We start from the raw sequence: 7,079 nt of genomic DNA on the forward strand, positions 1-7,079 counted from the left end.
CAAAACTGACTTCAAAACTAGGGTTTTTCAGGAATCAACCAACCTGTTTGCAAAAGTAAACTTATTTATATGAATTATAACGTTTTTTTGAACTGCCAAAGAGACAGACAATTTCCATTCCAATTGAAATTCCCCAAGGGGGAAATGGATTAAAAAGCAATTTAAAATATTCAAAATACAAATAAAATAGTTTTAAATTTAGATTCTTCGAAAATCGATATGAATCAAATGAAATTGGCTTTGTTTTGAATGGTTTTTCAGGGATGCAATTTTGCCCTAAACTTTGGTTTTATACCCAGAACCTGCTTTTTGGGAGATTTATACTGATATTTTATTAATTTCTACCGTTATTTGTAAAAAAAGAAATTAGACCTACTTTTAAGGGATTCTCTCTCAACCAACGATGAATTTTAATCGACTCCTCCCTTTTATTTTACTTTTTTTTGTCTTTCAGCACACCCATGTTATCGCACAAACAAACCCGGACAAAACCATCCCCGGTGCACGGACTTGGAGGGAACTTATTGGAGAGTTCAATTGCACACTCCCGTTAGAGTATGATGCCAATCCCTTCACGATTAGGAGGGCAGCTTGGACAGTTGATGATGCGGTAGTAACTTTTGGCACACCTATAGTCGGAGACTTCATCCCGGGTAATGGAAAAACGGAGGTGCTTATTTTAAAACATACGCGAAGTAATGCCATAAATCCAGGTGTTGGTGGAACCACTCCTGAATGGAATTGGATTACCGGTAATCCACCAAGACAGTACGTTACCAGAAATATTATTGTCTACACTTATGGAGGCGATGGAGCGGGTGGTTTAGTGAAAGAAATGGAAATCGAAACCCCTGATTTAAATTTCGAAGGGCCAAGTCCATTTTTGATTGCAAGAGTCCCTGGTTATCTCAATCCATTGGTAATTGTTGCAACATCTTCTACCTTGGCAAATGCGCCTACAGATGCGGAATATGTTGATCGACTTCCACTGACAAGTCGGTTAATCGCCTATGATCACTTAAGCACAAATTTCAATAATTATAGGTGGATTTCATCTCAAAAATATGGTGCAAATGTTCCAGAAAGTTCTATTCCCGGAGTCAAATATAGATCTGGAGCAGCTCCCGGGATTGCCAATTTTGACTTGACCGGAGCAAATCCATATCCAAGTGTGTATGTCTATAATGAGATTTTTTCTTTAAATCCTGCAACATCAAATGTTGGAGGAAATATAGGCAACAATAAGGTTTTTGATGGTGGAAATCTTGGTCAGGGCATTATGGTTACCACGCCTGGGGGAGGAAACACTTACGGTGGATCACAATCCGTATCCGTCGCAGCGGATGTAGTTCCGGGAAACAATACTTTGGAGCTTGTAAGTGGCAACACAGTGTATGTAATTGATGAAAATTTTAACCTGGTCGATGCTATTCAATTGAATATCAATGGGTTTGCAGCTCCAGATGGTTTCACTTCCATTGCCAATATCGATCAAACCAATAACCGATTGGACATCGTAGTGTCTACGGCAAGGCAACCAAATGTACCAAATTCAAGATTGGTATATGTTTGGACGATTCAAGGAGGTACCGCTAATCTTATAGCCTCAAAAAATCTTTTGGATGCTGCTGAAGTGTCACCGGCGTTTCACGAAGCGACACTCAATACCGGACTCGCATTTATTGGAGATATCGACGGCAATGGCCAATCCGAAATAGGGGTGACATCCCCGCTGAGGCTGAACATGCTGTATTACAATGGATCTCCTGTTTTACAGGAGAAATGGCCCGCTTTGGTGACAAACGATGAATCTGGACACACCCTAATTACCATGTTTGATTTCAATCAAGATGGTAAACAAGAATTGGTGTATCGAGATGAGAATTTATTAAGGATAATCGGGGGAAATGGGGATAATATTATCACGATTCCTGTGAGGGCATCTACTGCTGGGGATGGTGCAGTCGTTGCCGATTTGAGCGGTGATGGACAAGCAGATATTTTAGTGACGGATTCTCAAGATAATATATACGATGTTGGTAATCGATACCCAAGAACACCGGATGCAAAATTGGTGGTCTTTAAATCAAATGGATTCCCATGGGCGCCATCAAGAAGTGTATGGAACCAGTACGCCTATTTCAGTTTCAATGTCAATGATGATCTAAGCATCCCAATTCCACAGCAGGACCATGGTTTGGAGCAAGGTATGTTTTTCCCTTCATATGACCCGGAGGGTTGTTTGATTGCTGATCGAAGACCCTTCAATAGTTTCCTAGTTCAGAGAACATTGTTCACTGAATCGGGTTGTTTCTCTTCAGGCATCCCCATCATGGATGCCAAGGTGGATTTGCTTGCTGCAAAATTTTTGTGTTTGGATGCCGGAAATAACCAGATAGAAGTTGAACTTACTATTTCGAATGCAGGTGATGAAGTTATGCCGGCTGAGGTTAGAATTGAATTTACATTGGGTACAACCATAATCGACAATGTTGCTATTGAACAAATCGTGGCTCCCGGTGGAAGTTTTACCAAAACAATCGTTATCAACAGCAGTATCGGAGACAATCCTGTTTTACCTTTATTCGCAATAATCAATCCCCCAGACAGCAATGGAGATTATGCTTTTCCAGAATGTACTAATGACGGTCCAGTTACAATTCCTGTAATTCCTAGGCCGGTGTTTGTGGTGGATCCTCCAGAGGCCATTTGTGAAGGGGACTTGGCTGGGATATTTATCGAAGTGATCAACGCTACCGCAGGATCCGTCGACAATGCAGTCGTCAAATGGTACAAAGATACTCCAAATGGCACTTTGATTACAGATGGTACAATAGGACTTGCAACTTATTCCATTGGTCCAGATTTCAGTCTTCAGATCGATAATCTGCCTGCCTCAGCAACTGCTTACAAATTTTATTTGGTGGATGAATGCTCCAATCGAACACCCCAGGAGGTTTTGGTCACTGTGGATCCAAGCCCTACCATTCTTTTTGAGGTGGACGAGGTGAAATGTTTTGGCGGGGACACCGGTGTTATTACTGCAATTCTTGGCGATCAGCCTTATATTTCCTATAGTTTGGACAATGGGGCTACATTTATCACGAGCGCCCAACTTTTGGCTCGGACTTTTTCTGCCGGTATTTACAATGTAACTGTTAAAGCATCCCTAAACCCGCCAGCGGCCTGTCTTGCGGATTTTCAGTTTACCATAGGCGAACCTGATCTTTTTGAATTCTCGAATCCAAGCCAAACAGAACCTTTGTGTGCACCGACTACCGGAGCCATTTCATGGGATATTCAGGGAGGAAATCCTACCATTACCTTTCCATTTTATACTTATACACTTACCAAAAACGGAACTGCTGTTACCGGTTTTGTGATAGAAGAAATAGATGGGAAAAACGTAATCAATGGATTGGATGGGGGTGATTATGTTTTGACCGCCACTGATTCAAAGGGTTGTACCATTCCTCAAAACTTTTCCTTGATTACCCAAGAAGATCCGATTTTCAGTATTCAGGATGCAGCAGCCATTTGTTTCGGGGAAGAAGCTGTTTTCGATGTGGACATGACCAATACAGGGGTGGCCATTGCGGTTCCCTCCTACGAGTGGGGAAAAGTGGCGGGGGGTGTATTTACGCCAATTGTTACTGGACAAACCGTCGATGGGGGAGTCGCCACCATTGATAACAATGGTAAAAGACTCACTATTTCCGGATTGCCTGCCAGCGCTACAGAATACGCCTATCAAGTTCGGATTTCCGGAGAAAACACCTGTAACCAAGTTCCGCTGGATACAAAAATCAAAGTGAATCCTTTGCCGGATCCTGAATTTGAAGTGGTCAATGTCTCGTGTTTTGGTGATGCCAATGGAAGCATTTCATTGGCCAATACGCTCACGGGGACTTTTAATTTTTCGTTGGTTGGTCCAAGCAATGCAACCAATACTTCTGGTGATTTTACGGGATTACCTGCAGGATCCTACGCCATCACCGTCACCAACACGGTTACAAATTGCGAAATTACCCTTGACACTATCGATATTAGCCAACCGGATCCATTGGTGCTACAAGGTCAGGTGATCGATCAACCCAGTTGTGGTGAAAATACTGGTTCCTATGCCATTGATTTCCAAGGGGGAACAGCGCCTTTTACCCTGGTACTTTCACTTGGCGGAACTCCTTTGGAAACCATCCCGAATTTTTCCGGAAGCAATTACAGCAAATCTGGCCTAGCCCCAGGAGATTACGTCTTTACCGTAACCGATGCGGAAGATTGTTCGATCACCGACTCCTTTACCTTAGTCAATGATCCCAAACTGCCCATTGGGCTTGTACTTGATGATTTGGAAATCTGCGAGGGGGATATTGCCACCTTCCAACCGATTATCAATACCAGTAGCAATCCGCGAACGGTAAAATGGTTTTACGATGCGCTCGGACAGGATCAGATTTTCGCTGGTGTTGATCCTTCGGTTGCGGGTGTTTCTTATGCGCTTGATGGGGAAAATCTCCTCGTTACAGGATTAAAAAATGGAGGAAACAGAACCTACTTCGTTGAAGTAAGTGGCGATCTTTATTGCCCAATCCTGGAACCTGTGGAGGTAACGATCTTTGCAATTCCAGTTCCCGAATTTGACAAAACAGACATTCTGTGCAACGGAGAACAAACCGGAAAGATATTCCTGACGGCAGGTGTGGATCCAAAATTGGAGTACAGTGTCAATGGTGCCACTGCGATCAGTCAGACTGCTTTGGAATTATTGACTTTCGTTGCAGGAACTTATGAAATAGGCTTCAGGCATGTGGATACCAATTGTGGAGGAACTGTCACTTTAGTTATCGAAGAACCTCTTCCATTGGTTTTATCCAACCAAACCCTTGGCCAACCAAGTTGTGGGGACAATAACGGTTCCTATTCCATCGACTTACAGGGAGGAACGGCACCTTTTACATTGGTTCTTTCACTAGGGGCTACGGTTTTGGAGACTATCTCTAATTTTGACGAAAGTACTTACAGTAAAAGCGGTCTTGCTCCAGGTGCTTATGCATTTACTTTGACCGATGCGAACTTTTGCCCAATCGCCGATTCTTTCACGCTGACAAATGATCCCAAACTGCCCATTGGGCTTGTACTTGATGATTTGGAAATCTGCGAGGGGGATATTGCCACCTTCCAACCGATTATCAATACCAGTGGCAATCCGCGAACGGTGACATGGTTCTATGATGCCCTTGGACAAAATCAGGTTGCAGCAGGAGCGGATCCATCAGATGCAGGTGTCTCTTATCAGTTGGTTGGGGAAAATCTTGTTGTGACCGGTATTAAAAACGGTTCCGAAAGAACCTATTTCCTGGAGGTTAGTGGAAACCTATACTGTCCCATTATTGAAGAAGTGAATGTCACCGCTTCACCGCCATTGATTGTAGCTGTGGATGTGCCCGATGCAGTTTGCTTCGGAGAGGGAGTAACCGTCACTGTCAATGCTTCCGGTGGGGAAGGACTCATCGAATATAGCCTTGACAATGGTCTATACCAAAGCAGTAATGTTTTTGAAAACACAGCAATAGGAACGCATATCCTTGCGGTACGATCTGAAAACGGATGTACTTATCAAGAAATCATTGAAATTTTTGGTCCAACAGAACCCATCACGCTTGAAGATGATGTTGTGATTATCGGAGCCACCTGCGGTCAAGCCAATGGTATCATCCAAAATGTAAATGTGATCGGTGGATGGGGAGATTTTACGGTGGAGTGGAGAAAAGACAACGCTACCACAGGTACGGTCGTGGGGACTGCCCTTTCCCCAGTGGAAAACCTTTCTCCTGGCACCTATTTTTTGGTCGTGACTGATGAAAAAGGTTGTGTGGAGATTTTTGAATTTATCGTACCACAGCAACCGTTGCCTGATTTGGTCTTGGTCGACCAGGTGATCTGTGAAGGTCCTGATGTCTTGCTTACACCCGCCCAAACGGTTTCTGGCGCTTCGTCAACAGATTTGATTTGGTACAAAGATGCTGCAGGAACTGTTTTGATCCAGAATGGACCAGATGGCACCTTTCCTCAGGTTAACTATACAGTAGACGGAGATTACGCACTCTTGATTGAAGGTCTGCCGGCTGGGGTTTATACTTATTACCTGAAAGTGGTTTGTACAGATGAGTTGAAATCGGTCAATGTCACTGTGAATGCAGCACCCAACCCAGTTTTAAGTAAGGTAGATATCCTTTGCTTTGGAGCACAAACTGGGAAAATTCAAGTGACGGATAACAGCGATCCGGATTTCCGCTACAGCATCAACGGAGAAACCCCCATCACGCAAGCCGAAATGGAAACCAGGGGTTATCCTGCGGGGACTTATGAAATCGAAATCACGCAAGTAGGAACGGATTGTTCTAGCGATCAAACTATTATTATTTCTCAACCTGAGGAATTTATTTTTACCGCAATAGAAAAAACAGACCCAACCTGCGGCAGCAACGACGGAATAATTAAATTCTCAGTAGCCGGCGGCGTAAAAGACTATACCATTACGATTAACAATCAGCCGCTCAGCACCTTTAATTTCTCCGAAACCGTTGGGGTTTATACAGTCATTGATCTTGCACTGGGGAATTATGACATCGTTATTACCGATGCCAATGATTGCGTGTTTACAAAAGTGAATGCCTTTTCCTTGGTCGATGACAATATTCTTACCGTTCAGTCTAATAATTTAAATTCAATCATCTGCGAAGGCGAATCTGCCATACTGACCCCAGATCTGACCATTTCCGGTGGCGTGAATCCTACCAAAAAATGGTTTAGGGACGCGGCACTTACTGAACTGATTGAAGACAATTATGTAGCTGGCGAAACCGGTCCGATGTTCGGAATCAATGATGCAACTGGAGTATTGACTGTTTACAACCTGCCTGTCGGTGACTTTATTTATTATTTGGAGATTTCGGATCCACTGATCTGTACAGTCAGTTCAAGGGCCGACATAAAAGTGACAGCCATCCCGAATCCTGTTTTGGATAAGGTAGATATTTTATGTTTTGGAGCACAAACCGGGAAAATACAAGTTACAG

The 7,079-nt window shown here is 43.4% G+C and carries 1 protein-coding gene; it reads left to right on the forward strand.

Annotated elements, in window-relative coordinates; genetic code table 11:
* Positions 1-403 precede the first annotated feature (403 nt).
* Positions 404-7,079: VCBS repeat-containing protein (locus Q7J63_RS03145; protein ID WP_304883931.1), on the forward strand; the 6,676-nt coding region annotated here is incomplete at its 3' end.

The sequence above is a fragment of the Rhodonellum sp. genome (assembly GCF_030656585.1).
GTDB lineage: Bacteria > Bacteroidota > Bacteroidia > Cytophagales > Cyclobacteriaceae > Rhodonellum > Rhodonellum psychrophilum.